The sequence below is a fragment of the Bifidobacterium crudilactis genome (assembly GCF_000738005.1).
Classification (GTDB): Bacteria; Actinomycetota; Actinomycetes; order Actinomycetales; family Bifidobacteriaceae; genus Bombiscardovia; species Bombiscardovia crudilactis.
Genome location: NZ_JHAL01000002.1, coordinates 451,941 through 474,990, shown reverse-complemented (window position 1 = coordinate 474,990; position 23,050 = coordinate 451,941). Strand labels below are relative to the sequence as shown.

Here is a 23,050-nt window from a genome sequence, read left to right as displayed (position 1 = left end):
TTCTGGTGCCGCCGCATGCGGACGGATCTACCGTCGATGCGGCCGACATATCACCTCATCCCACCATGATGCCATCCGACCCTGTCTTTGGCACCCCGCCTTCGGCACACAGCACAACGCGACGCGCCCGGCTGGCCCTCAATCAGAGCAGGTTCTTGGGGTCCATCTGAAATCTCAGCTCCTGCCTGTCACGCGATGCCATATGCCTCCCCACGGCGGTGCGCAGCCGTCCGGCAAGATCGTCACGTCTGTCGGGAGAGACACGTACCAGCACTCTGACCCTGTCGTCGGTGCCTTCGAATTGACGTGCGGCGATGGATTTCGGCTGAGGTATGGGAACGGGGCCGAGGAAACCGGGCAAGGCGTCGTCGCCCTCGCCCACGACTGTGAAATCGCCTCCGACGACGCCTATCTCACCGAGCGTCTGCATGACGGCATCCCTTCCACCCCAGATGCATGCCGTCGCAACGACAGGAGGCATGCCGGTCTCCCTACGGTCTGCGAGCTCTCGTGAAGCCAACACCGTGGGGCTCCAGGTCATCAGAGACTGAGCTGCTATCGGGTCCGCCTCGCCGATCAACAGGGCCTGACCTCCCTTGGAACGGGGTCTGCACTGCGCCACTATTCTCATCCATGTATCAAGAGTGTCTATACGGGCATCAATTCCGGGCGCATACAGGCCGGTCCAGGCATCCAATATCGCGACGGCGCTGTAACCGGCATGAAGCGCCTCGCCGTCCTGTGCGAGGACATGAGGCTCCGCCCCGGGCGTGGCGATAACGATCTGAGACCTGTCGACAACGCTTTCTACGATCCCTCGCGGCTGTTGAGGTGTTGAAATCACCTGAGGCACATGACGGAACAGCTGACGGAGCTCCATCGCCGTTCCCGCCGCTCCCACGCGAATCATCTGCAGACGCTGCGACGAACAGTGCTGACAATGCCAATCCACGGCAATTGCCCCGCACCACATGCATTGGGGAGCTCCCGAGGACTTGGCCCGGAGCGGACCGGTGCAGCGTCGGCATTGCGCCCTCCGGTGACAGTTCGCACAGCTCAGCACCTGATGCACGCCGTCATGCGGCACGGACAGCAGCACAGGCCCTTCCTGAAGTGCCTTGGTCAGCACGCTCACCGCAGTATGGGGCACTCGTGCGCCCATCGTCGGATCAGCGAGGCGCGAGAGCTCTTCTCTGTTCAACCATCGAATCCATGGCATGTCGTTCTTGATCACGCTGGGAAGTCCGTTCAGCGCTGTGCTGGGCCCTGTCACGCCCGAAGCCTCGCTCCGGGAAACCTCGCATTCCCATTGACTGGTGGCACTGCGAGCAAAGGAAATCACGGCAAACACACCGTGGTGATTCCTTGCTCTCAGCCTCTGCACACCCCTGGCATTCGCATACGGCATATGTCCATCGGCGTTCTGGTATACACCGTCATCCACGATGGCGAACAACGCAGGACCCTCGATCGGCGCATACATCGCGGCGCGGGTGCCGATCACGCATCTCAGCTGACCGCTCGCCAAAGCCCGGTAGGAGCGGTATCGTTCGGCGGGAGGCATCGAGCTGCCCAGTCTGACATAATCACCCGTCCAGCCGCCGTGTTCGACTTTGCCCGGCGAGAATGGTCGCATCCCAATGGAAGCGAGCATCGCATCCATCTCGTCTAGTGAACGTGAATCGGGAAGTACCAGAACCACCGACTTGCCGACCGTCAGCGCTTCGATCATCATCCAGGCTGCGTCCATTGCCCATCGCAGCGGCCCGGGCAAGGTATCAAGGACAAAGGCCTGGAAGGTTCTGCCGCCAATGCCCTGCTTCAACGCTTGCGCAGATTCGTAGGATGCGGCGAAGCGTTCCGACTGAGCTTTATGCCATGCCAGGGTACCTTCGCCGAGACCGTATCGAGTCTTGCCGAAGCCCGGTCCGGCGGCGAATCTCTGCTCATCATCGATTCTCGCGACACGAGGAGGGACCGCAAGTCTGAGAATATTCGCCCTGGTGCCGCCATAGGCATCGGCGATATCGCCGATGTCCTCACGCAACTGTTCCGGAACCAGGACTTCCGGGGAAAGCACACGCTCGATGAACTTCAGCGACGAGGCGAGTGTCTGACTTGACGAGATGCGCTTCCAAACGATGCCGTTGACCAGTCTGCCGCCGAAACGGACCCTGACCAGGACTCCGGGCACGGCAGTATGCTCATCACGCTGTTGCACCAGATAGTCGAAGGTCCGACCGAGATGCGTTGCCTGCACATCCAGAATTACCTGCGCCACAGGATGATCCTCCGCCGGAACACGTCGCGCGGGGCCGCGTCTACGCCGTTTCGGAGGCGCCAAACCATCGAGCGCGGGCTGCTGCGCCTGTGATTCGTCCATCATTCCTCATCTCGATAGCTGTTGAGCAGTCATGCCTTGCAAAAGCAACAGGACACCGTGCCCTGTAAGGACACGGTGTCCGAAATCACGCGACCGTCATCTTCGGGCGGGCGAAGCGTCCACCACGGCAAACTCCGCCTTATGCGGCTACTGCGGCCTTCAACTCCTCAACCTTATCAGTCTGTTCCCAGGTGAAGTCGGGATCCGTGCGACCGAAATGACCATAGGCTGCGGTCTTGGAATAGATGGGCCGTAGCAGGTCCAGCTCGTCGATAATCGCGGCAGGTCGCAGATCGAAAACCTTGCGCACGGCCTGCTGTATCTGCTCGAAGCTCACGCCCTGTTCGGTACCGTACGTTTCGACGTTGATGCTGACCGGGTCCGCTACGCCGATGGCATAGGCGATCTGCACCTCGACGCGACGCGCCAGACCGGCGGCCACGATGTTCTTCGCGACCCAGCGAGCTGCATAGGCGGCGGAACGATCCACCTTGCTCGGGTCCTTTCCGGAGAATGCGCCGCCACCGTGATGCGCGGCGCCACCGTACGTGTCGACGATGATCTTTCTGCCCGTCAGACCGGCATCCGCGGCCGGACCTCCGAGGATGAAGGAACCCGTCGGATTGACCAGCAGACGGTAGTTCTCATGTTCGACCTTGTCGCCGCAGACCTCATCGAGCACAGGCTCGATGACGTTCTGCTGGAGTTCCCCGGACAACCATTCACGGTCGACATCAGGGTCGTGCTGCGTGGAGATCAACACGGTATTGACCTTCAGAGGGCGGTTGTCCTCGTCGTATTCGATGGTCACCTGTGTTTTGCCGTCGGGACGAAGATGACTGACGATGCCCTCTTTGCGTACCTGAGCCAGCCGATATGCCAGCTGGTGTGCAAGGTAGATCGGCAGAGGCATCAGCACGTCGGTCTCGTCGCACGCGTAACCGAACATCACGCCTTGGTCGCCCGCACCCTGCGACTCGTAGCGCTCCTCGCGGGTGGCCGCCGATTCCTGCTCCTGGGAGAGACGGTCAACGCCCTGGCGAATCTCGGCACTCTGCTCGCCCAAGGCGACCAGTACGCCGCACGAGTCCGCGTCCAGGCCTATTTCTGAACTGGTATAGCCGATATTGCGCAGTACGGAACGCACCTTGTGCTGGATGTCGGTGTAGCCTTGCGAGCTGACCTCGCCGAAGACGAAGAACTGACCGGTGGTCGCGGATGTCTCCACCGCGACGTGGGAGTGTGGGTCCTGGGCAAGCATGTCATCCAGAATCGCATCCGATATCTGGTCGCAGACCTTGTCAGGATGGCCTTCCGTTACGGATTCCGCTGAAATGAGACGTCTTTCTGGCATGTCCCTGTTTACCCCCCAATATGATTTCGGCGCACCATGTGCGCCGTATCCGCAAAGCGGTGAGTACCTCGTTCGGCTCCTTGGCCGGATTGCGAATCATTGATAATTCATCACTACTAGTGTTCGTCGCAGGTAGGACAGTCGCGCCGGACGCTTGGACCATATCAGACCCGGGCCGCGCATTCGACCTGAATGCACGGCAGCAGCCGTGGCGCTTCCGTCACCATGCGAACGAGGATTCAGTTGCCTTCGCTCAGATCATCCTCACCAAGGGTCTCCTCAAGAAGACCTTCGTTGATTTCCCTGAAAGCGATGGACAGCGGCTTCTCCTGATTCTGGTACTCCACCAGCGGTCCGACGTTCTGCAGCAGACCTTCGTTGAGCTGGGTGAAGTAAGAGTTGATCTGGCGAGCACGCTTGGCAGCGAAAATGGCGAGTGCATACTTGGAATCAGCATGTCCCATAAGATCGTCGATAGACGGATCCACAAATCCCTGTGGTGTTGGCTCGGTACCGAATGCCATATATTCTCCAATACAATGTATGCTGTTCGTTCAATCCCCGTGATTATACCGCGCAGCTAAGATTTTGAGAATATACGCACGGCCTATTTTCAGCCTTTTATTCCAGTATTCGGCCCTCAGCAGGATAGTGTCGCCAATCCCCACTTGAATGAAGATATGCAAATGAGATCAGCCAAAATAATGAATGGACGAATGTTCGCAGGAGCCCGTGCCCTTTACAGGGCCGCAGGCGTGGACGAGAAGGACTTCGGCAAGCCCATTGTGGCCATCGCCAACTCCTTCTCGGAATTCGTCCCGGGCCATGTTCATCTGAACAAGGTCGGCCGACTGGTCTCCCAGGCAGTCAAGGAAGCGGGCGGCATACCCCGAGAGTTCAATACGATAGCCGTGGATGATGGTATCGCCATGGGTCACACGGGCATGCTGTACTCCCTTCCCAGCCGCGACATCATCGCCGACGCCGTGGAGTACTCGACCAACGCGCACTGCGCCGATGCCCTCATCTGCATCTCCAACTGCGACAAAATCACCCCCGGCATGCTGCTTGCAGCCCTTCGTCTGAACATCCCGACCATCTTCGTCTCAGGCGGACCGATGGAATCCGGCACCACCGTGATGCCCGACGGCACTGTGAAGGAGAACACCGACCTCATCGACGTGATGTATGCCTCCGCCGACGATTCGATGGACGACAACGATGTGCTCGCTCTGGAGAAGAGCGTCTGCCCGACCTGTGGTTCATGCGCCGGAATGTTCACCGCGAATTCGATGAACTGCCTCGCCGAGGCGATGGGCCTGGCACTGCCCGGAAACGGCACCACACTGGCCTCGCATACGGCACGTCGCGCACTGTTCGAAAAGGCCGGTCGAGTGATCGTCGACCTTGCCGATCGCTATTATCACCAGGACGACGCCTCGGTGCTCCCCCGCGCCATCGCCACGAAGCACGCCTTCGAGAACGCCATGACCATGGATGTGGCCATGGGAGGTTCCACGAACACCGTGCTGCACATCCTCGCAGCGGCGCAATCAGCGGACGTGGACTTCACTCTGAACGACATCGAACGCATCTCCCACACCGTGCCCTGCATCTGCAAGGCCTCGCCTTCAGGAGAGTGGGAGATTTCCGACGTGCATCGCGCCGGAGGCATCTGCGGCATCCTCGGCGAACTCGACCGCGGCGGCGTGCTGCACCGCGACACCCATTCCGTAGATTATCCGAGTCTTGAAGCCAAACTCGACGACTGGGACATCATGCGCCCCACCTGTCTGGACGAAGCCAAGAAACTGTATCACGCCGCTCCGGGGCATATCATCTCCCCCGAACCGTGGAACCAGTCGGTGGAGTTCGACACGCTGGATACTGACCGTGAACACGGTGCCATTCACGACCTCGAACATCCTGCAGTCACGGAAGGTGGCCTGGCGATTCTCCGCGGCAATCTCGCCCCTGACGGGTGCGTGGTGAAAACCGCCGGCGTGCCCAAGGAGATATGGGAGTTCCGCGGGCCGGCACTCGTGGTGGAATCGCAGGAGGAAGCCGTCAAGGTCATTCTCGACAACACCCTGCAACCCGGACAGGCGCTCATCATCCGCTACGAGGGTCCGAAGGGCGGCCCGGGCATGCAGGAGATGCTGTACCCGACCTCATTCGTCAAAGGCAAAGGCATCGGCAAGGATGTGGCCCTGATAACCGACGGACGCTATTCGGGAGGTTCCTCCGGTCTGTCCATCGGGCACGTGGCACCCGAAGCGGCCAGCAAGGGGCCGATCGCCCTGGTCAGGAACGGCGACATCATCAACATCGACATCCCGAACCGCGCAATCAACGTGGAGCTCAGCGATGAGGAGCTCGCCCAGCGTCGTGCCGATCTCGAGGCAGGTGACGGCTACGTGGCGCATCGCGATCGCAAGGTCTCGCTCGCATTGAAGGCGTATGCGGCCTTCGCGCGTTCTGCGGACAAGGGAGCAACCCGCGACCCAGAACTCATCGAAAGTCTCTCCGGACTCGCGTAACGCTTGCCGATATGAGATAAGTGCAATAAAAGGACAGCTTTTCAGCCGAATTTTCGGCGATTTGCTGTCCTTTTATTGCACTTATCTTGTTTGTACTTTCCGTCGTGACAGCATCACAGCATCAGGCGTATTCGCGGCTGATGACGTTCCACAGTTCCTCCGCGGCATGCTCGACGGTATCGTTCGTGATCACCACGTCATACTCACCTTCGCTCGCCAATTCCACCTTGGCGGTCTCAAGCCTCTTTTGGCGCTGCTCCTCGTTTTCGGTGCCGCGCGAGGCCAATCTGGCAATCAGATCCTCGAAACTCGGTGGTGCGAGGAACACATAGACCACGTCGAGCCCGAGCTCGGCGGCACGCTCCTTGACACGTCGCGCACCCTGAAGATCAATCTCCAGAATGGTGGGAATGCCCGCGTTCATATGTTCGAGCACTGGCTTCAGAGGAGTTCCGTAATGGGCCATATTGTGCACAAGAGCTGTTTCCAGAAACTCGCCGCGCTTCTCCATGGCCGCGAACTCCTGCTCGTCGACGAACCAGTAGGTCACGCCATGCAGCTCTCCAGGGCGCGGTGCCCTGGTGGTCGCAGAAACGGACACCCACACTTCGGGGTGAGCGGCACGCAACTGTGCTTCAACGGTCCCTTTACCGACGGCGGTAGGGCCCGTGAGCACCACCAGACGATGTTTTCCTGACGCACTCTCGTTCATCTGGCTCACTGCCTGCTCCTCTTCATCGGCGTTTCACGTCGTCATATATCGGTTCCAACAGAAAAATTCTTGCACACCGCACGGTCATACACACCGGGCGTTTGCATACAAGGGAAGACTATTGCTTGGAGTCGTCGTTGCCGGCTTCGTCGGCGTTGCCGTTGACTTGGGTCAGCGCCTTCCTGATGTCCTGCGATATGTCGTCGGTGGCTTGCGCCAGGGCTTTGATATCGGGCCCTTTCATCGCTATCGACCGGGATACGGTGACCAGCACATTGCCGTGGGTCCCGGAGAACACCATCTGGATATCCTTGGCTTCGGCACCCTGCCAGCCATATCCTGGGGAAAGAATCGGGCCGGTGAAGGCCGCGGGCTCGACGCCGCTTTTCTTGATCCAATCACCAATCGTCGCGCCGATGATCAAGCCGACCGAACCCATGCCCTCGGCATCCGCATTGAATTTCTGCGCCGTCGAGGCAATACCGTAGGCCACGGTCTTGCCTTTGTAAGTGCCCTGCTGCCGAATGGCCGACTGCAGGCTCGCCCCTTCGGGATTCGATGTCAGCGATGCGACGAATACCCCACGGCCGTAATTCAACGCCTCGTCGATCAGCCCGCTGAGCGAACGCGCACCGTAGTATGGCAGCAGCGTAATCGCATCGGCGAGCAGGGGTGCACCAGGTTTGAAATAGGCATCGGAAATGGCCGAAACCGTGGTCGAGAGCCCTCCTCGAAGGCAATCGACGATGGTGATGATGCCCAGCTGCCGAGCCGCGAAAAGCACACGTTCCAAGGCAGCGAAACCTTTGGAACCATATCGTTCGAACATGCTGATCTGGAATTTCACGGCCGCGGCGCGCCCATACGCCGCCTGAAGCATACGCATGGAGAAGAGTTCGGCACCCTCGGCATCCACCTGATAGCCCCAGTCGGTCAGCAGCTTGCGATGAGGATCGATGCCGACGCACAAAGGACCGAAATGCTCCATGGATTTACTCAGGCGCAAGCCGAAGTCTGATCGTTGGGCCTTGAGTTCCTCTGCGCGTCGGTCGGTCATCAGTTCACACTGCCTTCCATGGCATAGAGCTGTTCAGCATGCTCCTGAATGCTCATAATCTGATAATCATCATTACGAACCGCCTCAATGGCCATCAACACTGCGGAGAACTCCGTGATGGTGGTGAATTGCGGCAAATCCGCGGCTATGGCAGCTGCTCGAATCGAATAGCCGTCAGAACGAGAACCGCGTGAATTCGGGGTGTTGAGCACCATGTCTATCACGCCTTCCTCGATCAGCTGCACAACGTTTTTGCCCTGCTCCTGCTCGGACTGGTCGACACCGATTGGGGTGACGCTCGAATCGACGCGTGTCGTGATCTTCTCAACGACCTGGGATTCGATGCCGTAGCGGCTCAGCACGGACGCCGTGCCCTTGGTGGCCCACAGTTTGAACCCGAGTTCCTGCAGCTTCGAAGCCATCAACGGCAGTTGGCGCTTGTCGGTGTCATTCACCGAGAGGAACACGTTGCCCCCGGTCGGAAGGCCGCCGTCATACGCCGCAAGCTGGCTCTTGGCGAAGGCGTGCGGGAAGTCGCGGTCGAAGCCCATGACCTCACCGGTTGAGCGCATCTCCGGCCCGAGCAGAATGTCGACGGTACGCCCGACGGGAGTTCTGAAACGCTTGAAGGGCAGCACGGATTCCTTCACCGCAACAGGCTGTCCCGGACGGATGTCACCGCCATCGCCCGAAGGCAGCAGCAGTCCGTTCCTGCGCTGGTCGGCGATGCTCTCGCCGGCCATGATGCGTGCCGCCGCCTTGGCCAAAGCGGTTCCGGTGGCCTTGGATGCGAAGGGAACGGTTCGTGACGCACGCGGGTTGGCTTCGATAACGTACAGGGTGTTCGCCATGAAGGCGTACTGCACATTGATGAGACCACGCACACCGCAGCCCTGGGCGATGGAGAGGGTCCCCTCGCGCAGGCGGCGTATCTGGTCCTCCGACAGCGTGCATGGCGGCAGGGTGCAGGCTGCATCACCAGAATGCACACCGGCCTCCTCGACGTGCTCCATAATGCCGCCGATGTACAGCTCTTCGCCGTCGAACAACGCGTCGACGTCGATCTCCACGGCATCCTGAAGGAATTTGTCGATGAGCAGTGGTGACGCGAGTCGTCCCGAGACGATGGTGTCGGCCTTCGCCTCATCGAGCGCACGGTTCACATAGGTGGTCAGTTGGGCGTCGTCATAGACGATTTCCATACCTCGTCCGCCCAGTACGTACGATGGACGGACCAGAACCGGGTAACCGATGCGATGAGCTGATTCCATCGCCTCGTCGAGAGACAGGGCCGTGCCATACCTCGGCGCATTCATATGCTCCTTGGCGAGCACCTCACCGAAGAGCTCACGGTTCTCGGCCAGGTCGATGGCCTCCGGAGACGTACCGAGAATGGGCACACCTGCGGCTTTCAGACGCGCCGCGAGCGACAGCGGGGTCTGGCCGCCGAGCTGCACGATAACGCCTTTGACGGGGCCCATCTTCTTCTCGGCCTCGAAGACCTCGAGGACATCCTCGAAGGTCAGAGGCTCGAAATACAGACGGTCGGACATGTCGTAATCGGTGGACACCGTTTCGGGATTGCAGTTAATCATGATGGTGTCATAGTCTTTGCCGAGTTCCTGGACTGCATGCACGCAGGTGTAATCGAACTCGATGCCCTGACCGATACGGTTCGGGCCCGAGCCAAGAATAATCACCGCTTCGCGTTCACGAGGACGCAATTCGGATTCATCGGCGTAGCAGGAGTAGTAATACGGCGTCACCGCATCGAATTCCGCGGCACAGGTATCAACGGTTTTGTACACCGGTCGGATACCGTAATTCCACCGCAGCTCTCTGACGGTGTTCTCTCCGCCGTCACCCAGATTGCGCAGTTGGGCGATCTGGACGTCGCTGAGACCCGACTTCTTGGCCTTGCGCAGCAGACGCTCCCCCAAGGCACCGGATTCCCGGACCTCTTCCGCGGTCTGATTGATCATCTCGATCTGACGCAGGAACCACCGGTCAATCTTGGTGGCCGCGAATATCTCCTCGATACTCGCGCCGCCCCACATGGCCCTCTGCACCTGGAGATACCGGTGCTCCGTGGGAGTATGCATGTCGACCAGCAGCTGCTCGACCTCGGAGCGATCAGGCCTCTGACCGTCCCATGTGAAGTTCATATGACGCTTGTCGATGGAACGCAATGCCTTGCCCAAGGACTCCTGGAAGTTGCCCGCCAGGGCCATGGCCTCCCCCACCGATTTCATGGATGTCGTCAGGGTCGGGTCTGCACCGGGGAATTTCTCGAAGGCGAAGCGCGGAATCTTGGTGACCACATAGTCGATTGTCGGCTCGAAGCTGGCCGGTGTGGACTGCGTGATATCGTTGCGAATCTCGTCGAGCGTGTATCCCAAGGCCAGTTTGGTGGCGATCTTGGCGATGGGGAAACCCGTCGCCTTGGATGCCAATGCCGAGGAGCGGGAGACACGTGGGTTCATCTCGATGACGATGATTCTGCCGGTATCCGGGTTCACGGCGAACTGGATGTTGCAGCCGCCGGTATCGACACCGACGCCGCGGATGATCTTGATGCCGATGTCACGCATCCGCTGGTATTCGCGGTCGGTAAGCGTGAACACGGGCGCGACTGTGATGGAATCGCCGGTATGCACCCCGACCGGGTCGACGTTCTCGATAGGGCAGACGACAACAACGTTGTCGTTCTTGTCGCGCATCAGCTCGAGCTCGTATTCCTTCCAACCTTCGATGCCCTCTTCGAGCAGCACCTCGTTGGTAGGCGAATAGTGGATGCCCGCACCCGCGATGCGGTGCAGTTCCTCTTCGTTATGGGCGATTCCCGAGCCGAGGCCACCCATGGTGAAGCTTGGACGAACGACCAGGGGGTACCCGAGCACCTCAACTGCAGCGTCCACTTCTTCCATCGTATGGGCGATCATCGAAGCAGCCGACTCAGCACCGGCCTGTTCCACGATCTTCTTGAAGAGGTCTCGGTCTTCGCCGCGGTCTATGGCTTCAAGCGAGGCACCGATAAGCTCCACATTGTAGCGTTCCAGCACGCCCGCCGCACCCAGCGCCATGGCCGCGTTGAGAGCGGTCTGCCCACCAAGCGTAGGCAGCAGGGCATCAGGGCGTTCCTTGGCGATGATGCGTTCGAGCACAGGAGTCGCAATCGGCTCGATATACGTGGCATCGGCCATTTCCGGATCCGTCATGATGGTCGCGGGATTGGAGTTCACCAGGATGACGCGAATGCCTTCCTCCCGGAGCACCCGGCAGGCCTGCGTTCCCGAATAATCGAATTCGGCGGCCTGCCCGATGACTATAGGGCCTGAGCCGATGACCATAACCGAGTGAATGTCGGTACGCTTAGGCATTCGTCTTCCCTTCCTTGGCGTTCCCCATCAATGCGACGAAACGATCAAACAGATATGAGGCATCGTGCGGACCCGCAGCGGCCTCGGGATGGTATTGGACCGAGAATGCCGGGATGTCGAGGCATTGCAGCCCTTCGACGACATCATCATTGAGATCCACATGAGAGACGCGGACCTTGCCGTAACGCCCGTCGTCAAAAGGCGCCTGCACGGTCTCCCCTATCGGGGCGTCAACCGCGAATCCGTGATTATGGGCGGTGACCTCCACCTTGCCGGTGGTCAGGTCCTTGACGGGCTGGTTGATGCCGCGATGTCCGAACTTCAGCTTGTACGTGCCGAAACCGAGCGCCCGGCCGAGCAGCTGGTTGCCGAGACAGATACCGAAGAAGGGGTACCGGTGGTCGAGAATCGCACGGAGAAGGGCGACTTCGTCGTCCGCGGTACCCGGGTCTCCGGGACCATTGGAGAAGAACACACCGTCAGGATGCAAGGCTTCGATGTCCTCAATCGTGCTGCTCAGCGGCACCACGTGCACACGGCAGCCGCGCTCGGCCAGACGGTGAGGGGTCATGCTTTTGATGCCGAGATCCACTGCCGCGACGGTGAACAACGGCTCTTTGCCTGCATATTCCCCCGCAGGCTCCACAGTGTAGGTACTGTCCGTGCTGACCTCGCCGGTAAGATGCGATCCCTGCATCTGCGGTGTGGAGCGGACCCTGGCGACAAGCTCATCCGTCGAACTCGTCACACCCTGCGCATTGAGCAGGGCATCCCCGGAAAAGACTCCGGCCCGCATCACACCGCCATTGCGTAGATGCCTGACCAGCTTACGGGTATCGATATCGCAGATGCCCACGATGCCCTGCTTGACGAGATCCTCATCCAGACTCCCCTGGGCACGCCAATTGCTCACATTGGGACTTGGGTCACGGACCACATAGCCTGAAACCCAGATTTTGGACGATTCCGTATCCTCCCCGTTCACACCGGTGTTGCCGATGTGCGGGAATGTCTGCACTACGATCTGTCGGTCGTAGCTCGGATCGGTCAGCGTTTCCTGGTAACCGGTCATTCCTGTTGCAAAGACGATTTCACCACTCGTCTCGCCTATCGCGCCGAAAGGTCTGCCCACATACACTTGCCCGTCCTCAAGGACGAGCACAGCATCTTGTTGGGAAAAACTCTCGACTGCAATGGTTTCGGAATCGTTCAACTTCACCAAACCCCCTCTTGCAGCGGATATTCGTACCAAGGATACCCAGCGCCTTGGATAAGCTATCCTTGCGAATGTTTGCTTTCCGCGGTTTCCTCGTTGCCGGATGCGTCGTCATTTTCGGTGTGTTCCGCCGAATCCGACATGTCTGAGCGACCCTCTTCAGGAACTCTATCCTGTTCGGATTTCAGCTCGGAGTCACTCGCAATGTGTGCTTCATCACTAAGCGCCTCATCGAGATCTTCGCTCGCGCCGATCTGCAGGTCCGCAATGTCGATATCCATTGCCTCGCCATCTGTGGGGTGGGTCTCTTCGGAGGACTCGCCTGCACTCTCATCGCCGGGCTGGCCGTCAGCGTCCTGCGAATCGTCAACGTCCAGCGAATCGTGAACGTTCTGAGAATCGTCTACGTTCTGAGAATCCTCATTGTCCTGCGAATCGACGGATGCGGGCGCCGCTTCCTCGATGACTTCGTGAATATCATCACGATGATCGTCCACCGCGCTCAGCAGACCATGAATGAAACTGGGCGATTCGGCATCGGACAAGGTCTTGGAGAGCGATATCGCCTCGTCGATGGCGACCTTATCGGGTACCTCATCGTTATAGAGCATTTCCCATGTGGCCATGCGCAGGATATTGCGGTCAACCACGGCCATACGACGCACCTTCCAGGAAGGAGAGTACTCGTTGAGGGCGTGGTCGATGGTGCGAAGATGCTCGTTGACGCCGCGGATGATGTCGATTGCATACTCGGGCAGCGGAGTCTGCGCCCCCGGATGTTCGATGCGCTCAGCAAGAAGGGACAGGATTTCCTGCCCCTTCTCATCTGCTTCGTACAAGGTATTCAGCGCCCGTTTACGGGCGGTTGAACGTGCCATGAAGCCTGGTCCTCAGTTCTCTCGACCGAGATACGAGCCATCACGGGTATCGACCTTGATATGTTCGCCCTCATTGATGAACAGCGGTACCTGAATCTCGGCTCCGGTCTCGACTGTGGCAGGTTTCGTGCCGGCGTTGGACCTGTTGCCCTGGAGACCTGGTTCGGTGTGAGACACCACCAGAGTCACCGATGCCGGAAGCTCGACGGACAGCGGGTTGCCGTCGTGGAAGCTGATGATGCAATCGGTGCCTTCCAAGAGGAAACGCTCCTGCTCACCAATCAGATTCTCGGGAATGTTGACCTGCTCGAAATTCGTCATATCCATGAACACGAAGCTGCCATCGTCACGATATGAATACTGCATCGTACGATTATCGACCGTCTCAAACTCGACCTTCATACCTGCGTTGAAGGTCTTGTCGACGATCTTGCCGCTCAGCACATCCTTCATCGTGGTACGCACGAAGGCCGGGCCCTTACCTGGCTTCACATGCTGGAACTTGATAACCGTCCACAGTTTGCCTTCGAGGTTGAGGACTGAACCGTTCTTGATTTCATTAGTTGTTTGCGCCACGTTCACTCACCTATTCCGAGTCCTCTACGGACTGCTGTAAAAATGCCTTGTCCATTATGCCACATCGTCTAAACACCGCTGCCGCACCGCATTTTCCTGTAGATGCGCAGATAGATGAGCACTCTGAGATGATAACTGCACTAAAAGGACAGCTTTTGGCAGAGAATTTCTCGAAAAAGCTGTCCTTTTAGTGCAGTTATCGTATTCAATGGCACACTCAGAATCTTCTGGAACGCAAAAGGGGGACCTGCCGAAGCAGATCCCCCTAAAGGTTTATGAGCAGTTCAGACTACTCGAGAACCTTGGTGACACGGCCTGAGCCGACGGTGTGTCCACCCTCACGCACGGCGAAGGTCAGACCTTCCTCCATGGCGATTGGCTGGATCAGTTCGACGGTGAAGGTGGCGTGATCGCCAGGCTGAACCATCTCGACGCCTTCCGGCAGTGCGATGACGCCGGTCACATCGGTGGTGCGGAAGTAGAACTGAGGACGGTAGTTGGAGAAGAACGGCGAATGACGGCCACCCTCATCCTTGGTCAGCACGTAGACCTCACCCTCGAACTTCATATGAGGAGTGACGGACTTCGGAGCTGCCACGACCTGGCCACGCTCGACCTGCTCACGGTTGATGCCGCGGAGCAGCAGACCGGTGTTGTCGCCAGCCTCTGCCTCGTCCATCTGCTTGTGGAAGGTCTCGATCGAGGTGCAGGTAGTGGTCTGAGTGTCGCGGAGACCGACGATCTCGACGTTGCTGTTCACTGCGAGCTTACCGCGCTCCACACGACCGGTCACCACGGTGCCACGGCCGGAGATGGTGAAGACATCTTCGATTGGCATCAGGAACGGCTTGTCCAGATCATGGACAGGAGTCGGGATGTAGTCGTCGACGGCCTTCATCAGGTCTTCAACGGTCTTGACCCACTTCTCGTGGTCAGGAGCATCGTCATGCAGCGCGCCGTAGGCGGAGGTGCGGATGACTGGGCAGTCGCGGTCGAAACCGTTCTCGTCCAGAAGGTCGCGGACCTCTTCTTCGACGAGCTCGATGAGCTCGTCGTCGTCGACCATGTCGCACTTGTTCAGAGCGACGAGGATCTTCGGAACGCCGACCTGCTTGGCGAGCAGGACGTGCTCACGGGTCTGAGCCATTGGGCCGTCGGTGGCGGCAACCACGAGGATTGCACCGTCCATCTGAGCGGCACCGGTGATCATGTTCTTGACGTAATCAGCGTGGCCAGGAGCATCGACGTGAGCGTAGTGACGCTTTTCGGTCTGGTACTCGATGTGCGCGATGTTAATGGTAATACCGCGCTCTTTCTCCTCAGGAGCCGAATCGATCTGGTCGAAATCGTACTCAGGGTTCAGATCTGGATACTGCTGATGCAGAACCTTGGAGATGGCAGCCGTCAGGGTCGTCTTGCCGTGATCGACGTGGCCAATGGTACCGATGTTAACGTGCGGCTTAGTACGTTCGTACTTTTCCTTTGCCATGTGTTTGTCCTCCTGGACATCTCGTAGTTTGTCTGTGCGAAACCATCGCACAAGGCACTCGCTACATATTACTGGGTATTTGGGTTGTTCGCCACTTGCTGCCCTCCGCCCAGTCAGCAGTCAAAAAGTCTACTGCTGACTGGGGACAGACGGCAAATCTGCGAGTTGCGAATTCGGGGTTTACTGCGCTGGGCAGCTACCCCTGGTCATCACTCTCCGCGCTGGGCCTTGATGATCTCCTCGGAGACCGCCTTCGGCACCTCTGCATACGAGTCCATCTGCATGGTGAACATCGCGCGGCCCTGCGTCTTGGAACGCAGATCGCCGATGTAACCAAACATTTCGGAAAGCGGCACCTTGGCGTCAATGACCTTGACACCGGTGGCGTCGGTCATGGACTGGATGCTGCCACGACGAGAATTCAGGTCGCCCATCACTTCGCCCATGTACTCTTCGGGAGTACGAACCTCGACGGCCATGATCGGCTCGAGAATCACGGGACGCGCCTTGTGAGCGGCTTCCTTGAAGCACATGGAACCTGCGATCTTGAAGGCCATCTCCGAAGAATCGACATCGTGGGTCTGACCGTCGGTAACGGTCGCCTTGACACCGACCACGGGGAAGCCGGCGAGAATACCGGACTCCATGGCTTCCTGAACACCGGAATCGATCGAAGGAATGAATTCCTTGGTGATGTGTCCGCCGGTGACCTTGTTCTCGAACTCGTAGGTCTCGCCTTCGGTGGTGTCGAGCGGCTCGAAGTTCATCAGCACCTTTGCGAACTGACCTGAACCACCAGTCTGCTTCTTGTGTGTGTACTCCTGGTTCATGACGGCCTTGCGGATGGTCTCGCGGTAAGCGACCTGCGGCTTGCCGACGTTGCACTCGACGTGGAACTCACGACGCATGCGGTCCACGAGGATGTCGAGCTGAAGCTCGCCCATGCCGGAGATCAGGGTCTGGCCGGATTCTTCATCCGTCTTGACCTGGAAGGTCGGGTCCTCTTCGGAAAGCTTCTGAAGAGCGATGCCCATCTTCTCCTGATCGGCCTTGGTCTTGGGCTCCACGGCGACCTCGATCACGGGGTCGGGGAAGCTCATCGACTCGAGCACGACCGGTTCCTTCTCATCGCACAGGGTGTCTCCGGTGGTGACGTTCTTCAGACCGACGAAGGCGTAGATGTTGCCTGCGATGGCCGCGTCAACCGGATTCTCCTTGTTTGAATGCATCTGGAAGAGCTTGCCGATGCGCTCCTTCTTGCCCTTCGTCGAATCCAGGACGTTATCGCCCTGCTTGACCTGGCCGGAGTAGACACGCACATAGATGAGCTTGCCGTAGAAGGGGTGGGTGGCGATCTTGAAGGCCAGAGCCGAGAAAGGCTCGTTGGTATCAGGATGACGCTCGATCTCCACGCTTTCATCGCCGGGCTTGTACCCGTCGATGGCGGGAACATCCTCAGGGGACGGCAGGTAATCGACGACGGCATCCAGCATGGGCTGAACACCCTTGTCCTTGAATGCCGAACCGCAGAAGACCGGGTAGGCTTCCTTGTTCACGGTGAGCTTGCGGATAGCGCCGCGAATCTCGTCCTCGGTGAGCTCTTCGCCGCCAAGGTACTTCTCGAGAAGCGCCTCGTCGGATTCGGCGACGGCATCAAGCAGATCGGAACGATACTGCTCCGCCTTCTCCTTGAGGTCATCGGGAATGTCGATGGTCTCGTACTTGGCGCCGAGATCGGCCTCGTCCGCCCAGTAGTAAGCGACCATGCGAACCAGGTCGACGACACCGTGGAAGTCGTTCTCGGCACCGATCGGCAGCTGCATCACGATCGGCTTGGCTCCAAGCTTCTCCTTGATGGTATCCACAGAATAGTAGAAGTTCGCGCCCAGCTTGTCCATCTTGTTGATGAAGCAGATGCGCGGAACGCCGTACTTGTCGGCCTGACGCCAGACGGTCTCGGACTGGGGCTCAACGCCCTCCTTGCCGTCGAACACGGCAACGGCACCATCGAGCACACGCAGGGAACGCTCCACCTCGGCGGTGAAATCGACGTGCCCTGGGGTATCGATGATGTTGATCTGATACTTGTCTGTGGTGTCATGGGTCTGGCGGGTCCAGAAGCATGTGGTGGCAGCCGAGGTGATGGTGATGCCTCGCTCCTGCTCCTGTGCCATCCAGTCCATCGTCGCGGCGCCGTCATGCACCTCGCCGATTTTGTAGTTGACGCCGGTGTAATACAGGATTCGCTCGGTAGTGGTTGTCTTGCCGGCATCAATGTGGGCCATGATGCCGATGTTACGGACCTTCGTGAGGTCAGTGAGCACGTCTTGTGCCATGGTTGTCCTTAGCTCTTAATCTCTGCAATTACCAGCGGTAATGTGCGAAGGCCTTGTTGGCCTCTGCCATCTTGTGAGTATCCTCGCGGCGCTTCACCGAAGCTCCCAAGCCGTTGGATGCGTCGAGAATCTCGTTGGCGAGACGCTCGGCCATGGTCTTCTCACGACGTGCACGGCTGAAATCGGTCAGCCAGCGCAGTGAAAGAGTGTTGGCGCGAACGGGCTTGACCTCGACCGGGACCTGGTAGGTCGCTCCGCCGACTCGGCGGGAACGGACCTCGAGGCTCGGACGGATGTTGTCCAGAGCGCGTTTGAGTACGGCAACCGGCTCCTGATCGGTCTTTTCCTTGACCTGATCGAGCGCGGTGTACACGATGTCCTCTGCGATCGACTTCTTGCCGTCGAGCAGAATCTTGTTGATGAGCTGCGCCACTACCGTCGAACCGTAGATTGGATCGGGCAGGAGCAGGTGCTTCTTAGCGGGTCCTTTGCGTGACATGTCTTACTTCGCCTTCTTTGCTCCGTACAGGGAACGTCCCTGCTTGCGATCCTTGACTCCCTGGGTATCCAGTGCACCACGAACGATGTGGTAACGAACACCGGGAAGATCCTTGACACGACCACCGCGCACGAGCACGATGGAGTGCTCCTGCAGGTTGTGTCCTTCGCCGGGGATGTAGGCGGTGACTTCAACGCCCGAGCTCAGGCGCACACGGGCGACCTTACGCAATGCCGAGTTCGGCTTCTTCGGGGTTGTGGTGTAAACACGGGTGCACACGCCGCGACGCAGCGGGCTACCCTTCAGCGCCAAAGTCTTCGACTTGCGAGGCTTGGCGGAACGTCCCTTGCGGACGAGCTGTTCAATCGTAGGCAACTGATTCTCTCCGATTCAGATGATTGTATTTCGGTCTACGTGGAGCCGCCGCATTGCAGCCATGACACGCCGAACATTCGGAGAATCAGCCACAGTCCACCGGCCCGATGGCCCCCGCTTCTCCTGCATGGCATTGCTGCCCGCATTCATCGAATCAAGGGATATCCCGCTGCTCAGCACCTGTGACATAAGGCACCCAGCGGCACACACAATCTGCAACTATATCACAGAGTCACGAAAGAACCGTCATCAGAGATAACTGCACTAAAAGGACAGCAAATCATCCGATTATTCGCAAAAAAGCTGTCCTTTTAGTGCAGTTATCTCATGTGAGCACCCAAAGTCGTAGGGGTTTCGGTGATGCCGCTCTCCCCCACTTGAGCCGTCAGCGTGTGATAATGCCGGAAATTGTAGATGAGCGGTTTCCATCTGCGCGGGTCCACATGCGAAGTCCCGGGAAGCACAATCCGAGGATCGGCGTGAACATGCAAGACCTGTGCCTGGGCGATGACGAATGAATTCTGAACGTCGGGCCGGCAGCTGACGACGTGCAGTTCCAGTTGAAGCCCGGCTTCCGCAACCATCATGCAGTGCACCGATTCCGCCCTTTCGGGTGTCAAGCCCACAGCCGCGAATTTATCGCTGACCGCGATGCTGCCGTGACCATGCTGGCGCCGGGCATGCCGAACACCGGTCATATCCCCCAACGACTCGACCTGCCGCCAAAGCTCTGGCCCCGGCAGATTCAATACCGCCTCATCCCTCTCGGCAAGGTTCTGCGCGGTCTGACTGCCCAACCCCATACCGAGCACTATGGTGTTGCCGAGCGCCCAGGTACTGCTCATGGGGGCGAGGTTCGTCGAACCATCGGCATTGAGGGTGCTCAGCAAGGTGACGGTGTTGCCGTAGTACAGCATCCCCGGCGTGATGTCGATGTGGTCGCCGCCCTGCTCTTCGTCCAGAGATTCGTCCAAAGGTCCCGTCTGTACACTGTCGTGCAATTCGTTCTTGATTGTGCTCATACGGGAATTCTCGCACCACAATGATTCCATGGTCATCGAAATATCCTCCATTCCCTTCGTTGTCAAAGCCCCGAGCACAAGCACGGACAAGAGGCTCTGCACGTAACTGCCTCTCCTGAAACCATAGGGATTTCATCAGCATCATTCTCTATTTTGGTCGTTCCGTATAGTATTGAGATGCTTATGCAACGCTACGGACCATCCCCACCCAGGAAGACAGGACCAGATGAACACCAAAGGCTCGATGAAGAACCTGAACAACACCGCGTACCTATTGGCCTTCTTCACCATCGTTTGGGCCGCATCCATGCTGGTGTGGTTCATACTAGATGATGTGCTGCCGGTCGGGGCGACCATCGTCCTGTCAGTGATTTTCCTGGCAATCGCCGGGTACATATATATCAGTGCAGTGCTGGGATACCGGTCGCTCAAACCGATACCCGAGGACGACGGCAGCATCCAGGACAAACTGAAATCCAAACGCTGGAGTGTCGTATTCGCACTTCAGGCGGTCGCCATCAGCCTCTCGGGTGCATTACTGGGCAGCTTCAAACTCCATGTGTTCATCGCCCCGGTCATGCTGCTCATCGTAGGACTGCATTACATCCCCATCAGCATGCTGTACCACACGACCATACAGGCGTTCGTTGCCATCCCCACGATTCTCGTCGCGCTCCTCGGACTGCTTGCCATCTTCACCGACACGGGAAGCAGATACGCCGCAGGAGTGTGTTCTCTGGTCGGGGCCATCGGATGCGTGACACTCGGCATCTGGGCGACAACAACCGTCAGAGCCTTTGCACGGCAAGCCTCCTCGGAGGTCAAAGCAGACAAGCCCCAGACATAATATCCCAGGCAGAAGTGCCGCAAGGGAGCCCCCCGGCATTCGAAACAATCAGCTCCAGCACGAGTAGCGCTTCCATACCGATGGAATGGTGTGGGGGCTAGCATGGATGGCATGTGCGGATTGGATACAGGCAGCGACATCAGCCAGGTGGCTTCGATACTGGCGGACCCTACGCGCTCACGGGTGTGCGTAGCCCTGATGGATGGCTGCGCATGGACCGCCGGAGAACTCGCCAAGCATACGGAGACGAGCCCTCAGGCAATGAGCTCGTGCCTGCAGCATCTGGAGGGTGCGGGTGTGATATCACGGATACGGCAAGGCAGACACCAGTATGTTCGACTGGCCGATGAACGCATGGCCGGAATCATCGAATTTCTGGGCAATGCGGTCTCACCCGCTCCCTCATCCCCCGTGGGATACCGGCAGGTCCGGGCCGATCAGCGCCTGCGGTATGCGCGCAGCTGCTACAACCACATGGCCGGCAGACTCGGTGTGGAAATCGCGCAGTCCATGCTCGACATGCATCTGGTGGACCTCGAAGACAACTCGATGCGGCTGACTTCCCGAGGCTCGCAGTGGTTCGAGGACACGGGCATCACCTTGACCGACGCCGGACGTTCACCGCGCATCGTCGCCTGCCTGGACTGGACGGAGCGACGCTTCCACATCGGAGGCAAGGCCGGAAGCGCGCTTCTGACATATTGCCTTGAACGGCATCTCATCACCAAGGCATCGCCTAAGCGTGCCTTGAGAATCACACACGACGGCGAACAATGGTTCGCCAGCCGGCTCCGCATCACCATCGAAGACCCCACTCGCGCCTAAGGCACTTCTTATCACAGACTCCGCTTTCCTCTGCGCGTGACCCCGGATGAATATCTTCCGCCGCAGGTCCATGCTCACTGGTCCGTACGTACAGAACCGTGCTCAGAACCATGCTCGCAGGAACACATACTTACATGGCAGCCGTGCCCGCTGCTCGACGATGATCGTACAAGGCACACAGGCATAGCAGCACTCCGAGCAGCCCGTCGACCATCAGCATCATGCCCGCGCCCGCTCCCCTCGCCTGCCCGCCGTCAAGATTGACGGCACCCTCGGCGCCCCCTGCACCGCCAGTGAACAGCACTGCCCATCCGGGTCGAGGTGCATGACCCATCATCGGCGTGAACACCCGATCGATTAACCAGCCCGCGAGCGCACTGCCGCAAGGAATCGTCGCATACTGCAGAGCGTTGCGAAAAGCATATACACGGCCTTGCATCCCCAAAGGAACGGCATCCCTCATCATGGCGTCCTGATTGGTCATTTCGATGGGAACGGCCACCCAGCAGCAGGCTATGCCGACGCACCACCAGGGCAGGCCCAGGGGCAGCGCCAGCAGCATATTGCCGGTGCCGAAGGAACACAACATACTCAGTATCATCGTATGCATCCTGTCGGCAGGTCGCGGCGACAACGTCACGATGATTGCACCAACCAGCATCGCCAGACCCGCCGTGGCGTTCACGATGCCCAGGGAATGCTGGCTCCCTGTGCGGGAAAGCACCATCGGCGTCAATGCCGCATCATCCATCGACGCGAAGAGATTGACGACCGCCATGAACAGCAAGGCCTTCAAGATATCGTGGTGACCGCGAAGCCATGTCCACGCGCCCAGCAGAGCCTGACCGTACGATTCGCGGTCCTCTGCTGTACCGCCCATGTTCAAGACCGGTATGCGTACGACCGTCATGAGGCATACGCTGGCCAGGACGAAACTGGTCAAATCGACGACAACCACGGTTGGAAAACCCCATGCGGACAGCAGTGCCGTGGCCAACAGCGGAACCAGCATGGTATTAACCGCGTACGACAGGGAACGCAATCCTCCTGCACGTTGCCGATTGGCTGTTGTGGTCACCGCACTGATGGCGACCTCGCTCGCGGGCTGCTGCAGGCTCCCCATGAATCCCGAGACGGCGCTCAACGCATACAGGTAGGGAAGCTCAAGACTCCCTTTGGCATACAGTACGACGATGGCAACGGTGCACAGCGCAGAGGCGCCGTCGCACAGCACCATGACGACCTTGACGTTGCAACGGTCCACCACTGCGCTCATCAACACACCGGAACAGATGTAGGGCGCATAGGTGCATGCCGCCAGCAATGCGCTGGCAAGTGCGGAATTGGATTGTTGATAGACCCAGATGAGCAATGCGAAGGAGGTCATCTGGCTGCCCAGCTGGGACAAGGACTGTGTTGACCACAGCACCAGGAATCCCTGCATTCCGATGGAATGATTCCTGGATTTTCGGGCGTGTTTGCCCAAGGAAGAGAATAGTGACATCGCGACGTTCGCTTTCTTTGAAATACCTTTTTGATGTTCAAAGAAGCAAAGCCATCA

At 58.8% G+C, this 23,050-nt stretch carries 17 protein-coding genes and 1 pseudogene; 3 read left to right on the top strand and 15 right to left on the bottom strand.

Features of this window, described 5'->3' with window-relative positions:
* Positions 1-142: 142 nt before the first annotated feature.
* From DB51_RS04250 to rpoZ, 3 genes are all read right to left on the bottom strand, one after another.
* Positions 143-2,383, bottom strand: coding sequence for a primosomal protein N' (locus DB51_RS04250; protein WP_034253735.1), 2,241 nt, complete (start codon positions 2,381-2,383; stop codon positions 143-145).
* A gap of 139 nt (positions 2,384-2,522) precedes the next feature.
* A complete protein-coding gene (gene metK / locus DB51_RS04245) occupies positions 2,523-3,737 on the bottom strand; it encodes a methionine adenosyltransferase (protein WP_034252099.1) in 1,215 nt (404 codons plus the stop codon).
* A gap of 239 nt (positions 3,738-3,976) precedes the next feature.
* The gene (gene rpoZ, locus DB51_RS04240) at positions 3,977-4,261 is read right to left on the bottom strand and encodes a DNA-directed RNA polymerase subunit omega (RefSeq protein WP_034252095.1); all 285 of its coding nucleotides are present in this window, start codon (positions 4,259-4,261) and stop codon (positions 3,977-3,979) included.
* A 156-nt stretch (positions 4,262-4,417) separates the two neighbouring features.
* Here rpoZ and ilvD point away from each other — a divergent pair, with 156 nt between their 5' ends.
* Entirely contained in the window at positions 4,418-6,277 is a 1,860-nt protein-coding gene (ilvD, locus tag DB51_RS04235) for a dihydroxy-acid dehydratase (RefSeq protein ID WP_034252092.1), read from the top strand.
* A gap of 121 nt (positions 6,278-6,398) precedes the next feature.
* Here ilvD and gmk read toward each other — a convergent pair whose 3' ends face one another.
* From gmk to DB51_RS04180, 11 genes and pseudogenes are all read right to left on the bottom strand, one after another.
* Complete coding sequence (gene gmk, locus DB51_RS04230; RefSeq protein ID WP_034252089.1) at positions 6,399-6,989, bottom strand: guanylate kinase; 591 nt, start codon at positions 6,987-6,989, stop codon at positions 6,399-6,401.
* 118 nt (positions 6,990-7,107) lie between these two features.
* Positions 7,108-8,046, bottom strand: a complete 939-nt coding sequence (gene pyrF / locus DB51_RS04225; protein ID WP_034252086.1) for an orotidine-5'-phosphate decarboxylase — start codon at positions 8,044-8,046, stop codon at positions 7,108-7,110.
* Positions 8,046-11,426 carry a carbamoyl-phosphate synthase large subunit gene (gene carB / locus DB51_RS04220; protein ID WP_034252084.1) on the bottom strand — a complete coding sequence of 1,127 codons (3,381 nt, stop codon included), beginning with the start codon at positions 11,424-11,426 and terminating at the stop codon, positions 8,046-8,048. The genes pyrF and carB overlap by 1 nt, the downstream gene beginning before the upstream one ends.
* The gene (gene carA / locus DB51_RS04215; RefSeq protein WP_034252082.1) at positions 11,419-12,648 is read right to left on the bottom strand and encodes a glutamine-hydrolyzing carbamoyl-phosphate synthase small subunit; all 1,230 of its coding nucleotides are present in this window, start codon (positions 12,646-12,648) and stop codon (positions 11,419-11,421) included. Before carA ends, carB begins: the two co-directional genes overlap by 8 nt.
* 487 nt (positions 12,649-13,135) lie before the next feature.
* Positions 13,136-13,520 (bottom strand): annotated as a pseudogene (nusB, locus tag DB51_RS10425) (transcription antitermination factor NusB); the annotation flags it as partial.
* 12 nt (positions 13,521-13,532) lie between these two features.
* A complete protein-coding gene (efp, locus tag DB51_RS04205) occupies positions 13,533-14,096 on the bottom strand; it encodes an elongation factor P (protein ID WP_034253731.1) in 564 nt (187 codons plus the stop codon).
* Positions 14,097-14,385: 289 nt separating this feature from the next.
* Complete coding sequence (tuf, locus tag DB51_RS04200; RefSeq protein ID WP_034252080.1) at positions 14,386-15,585, bottom strand: elongation factor Tu; 1,200 nt, start codon at positions 15,583-15,585, stop codon at positions 14,386-14,388.
* Positions 15,586-15,794: 209 nt separating this feature from the next.
* On the bottom strand, positions 15,795-17,921 hold the full coding sequence (gene fusA, locus DB51_RS04195; protein WP_034252078.1) for an elongation factor G: 2,127 nt from the start codon (positions 17,919-17,921) through the stop codon (positions 15,795-15,797).
* Positions 17,922-17,949: 28 nt separating this feature from the next.
* Positions 17,950-18,420, bottom strand: a complete 471-nt coding sequence (gene rpsG / locus DB51_RS04190; protein WP_034252075.1) for a 30S ribosomal protein S7 — start codon at positions 18,418-18,420, stop codon at positions 17,950-17,952.
* Between the two features lie 3 nt (positions 18,421-18,423).
* Positions 18,424-18,795 (bottom strand): 30S ribosomal protein S12, encoded by a 372-nt coding sequence (rpsL, locus tag DB51_RS04185; protein ID WP_033496666.1) that lies wholly within the window; start codon positions 18,793-18,795, stop codon positions 18,424-18,426.
* A 320-nt stretch (positions 18,796-19,115) separates the two neighbouring features.
* Complete coding sequence (locus DB51_RS04180) at positions 19,116-19,817, bottom strand: flavin reductase family protein (RefSeq protein ID WP_084674696.1); 702 nt, start codon at positions 19,815-19,817, stop codon at positions 19,116-19,118.
* A 226-nt stretch (positions 19,818-20,043) separates the two neighbouring features.
* Here DB51_RS04180 and DB51_RS04175 point away from each other — a divergent pair, with 226 nt between their 5' ends.
* Together DB51_RS04175 and DB51_RS04170 are read left to right on the top strand one after the other, a co-directional pair.
* A complete protein-coding gene (locus DB51_RS04175; RefSeq protein ID WP_034252072.1) occupies positions 20,044-20,664 on the top strand; it encodes a hypothetical protein in 621 nt (206 codons plus the stop codon).
* 111 nt (positions 20,665-20,775) lie between these two features.
* Positions 20,776-21,489 carry an ArsR/SmtB family transcription factor gene (locus tag DB51_RS04170; protein WP_034253720.1) on the top strand — a complete coding sequence of 238 codons (714 nt, stop codon included), beginning with the start codon at positions 20,776-20,778 and terminating at the stop codon, positions 21,487-21,489.
* 130 nt (positions 21,490-21,619) lie between these two features.
* Here the strand turns inward: DB51_RS04170 and DB51_RS04165 are convergent, their stop codons facing one another.
* Complete coding sequence (locus DB51_RS04165; protein WP_084674548.1) at positions 21,620-22,993, bottom strand: MFS transporter; 1,374 nt, start codon at positions 22,991-22,993, stop codon at positions 21,620-21,622.
* Positions 22,994-23,050: the final 57 nt, after the last annotated feature.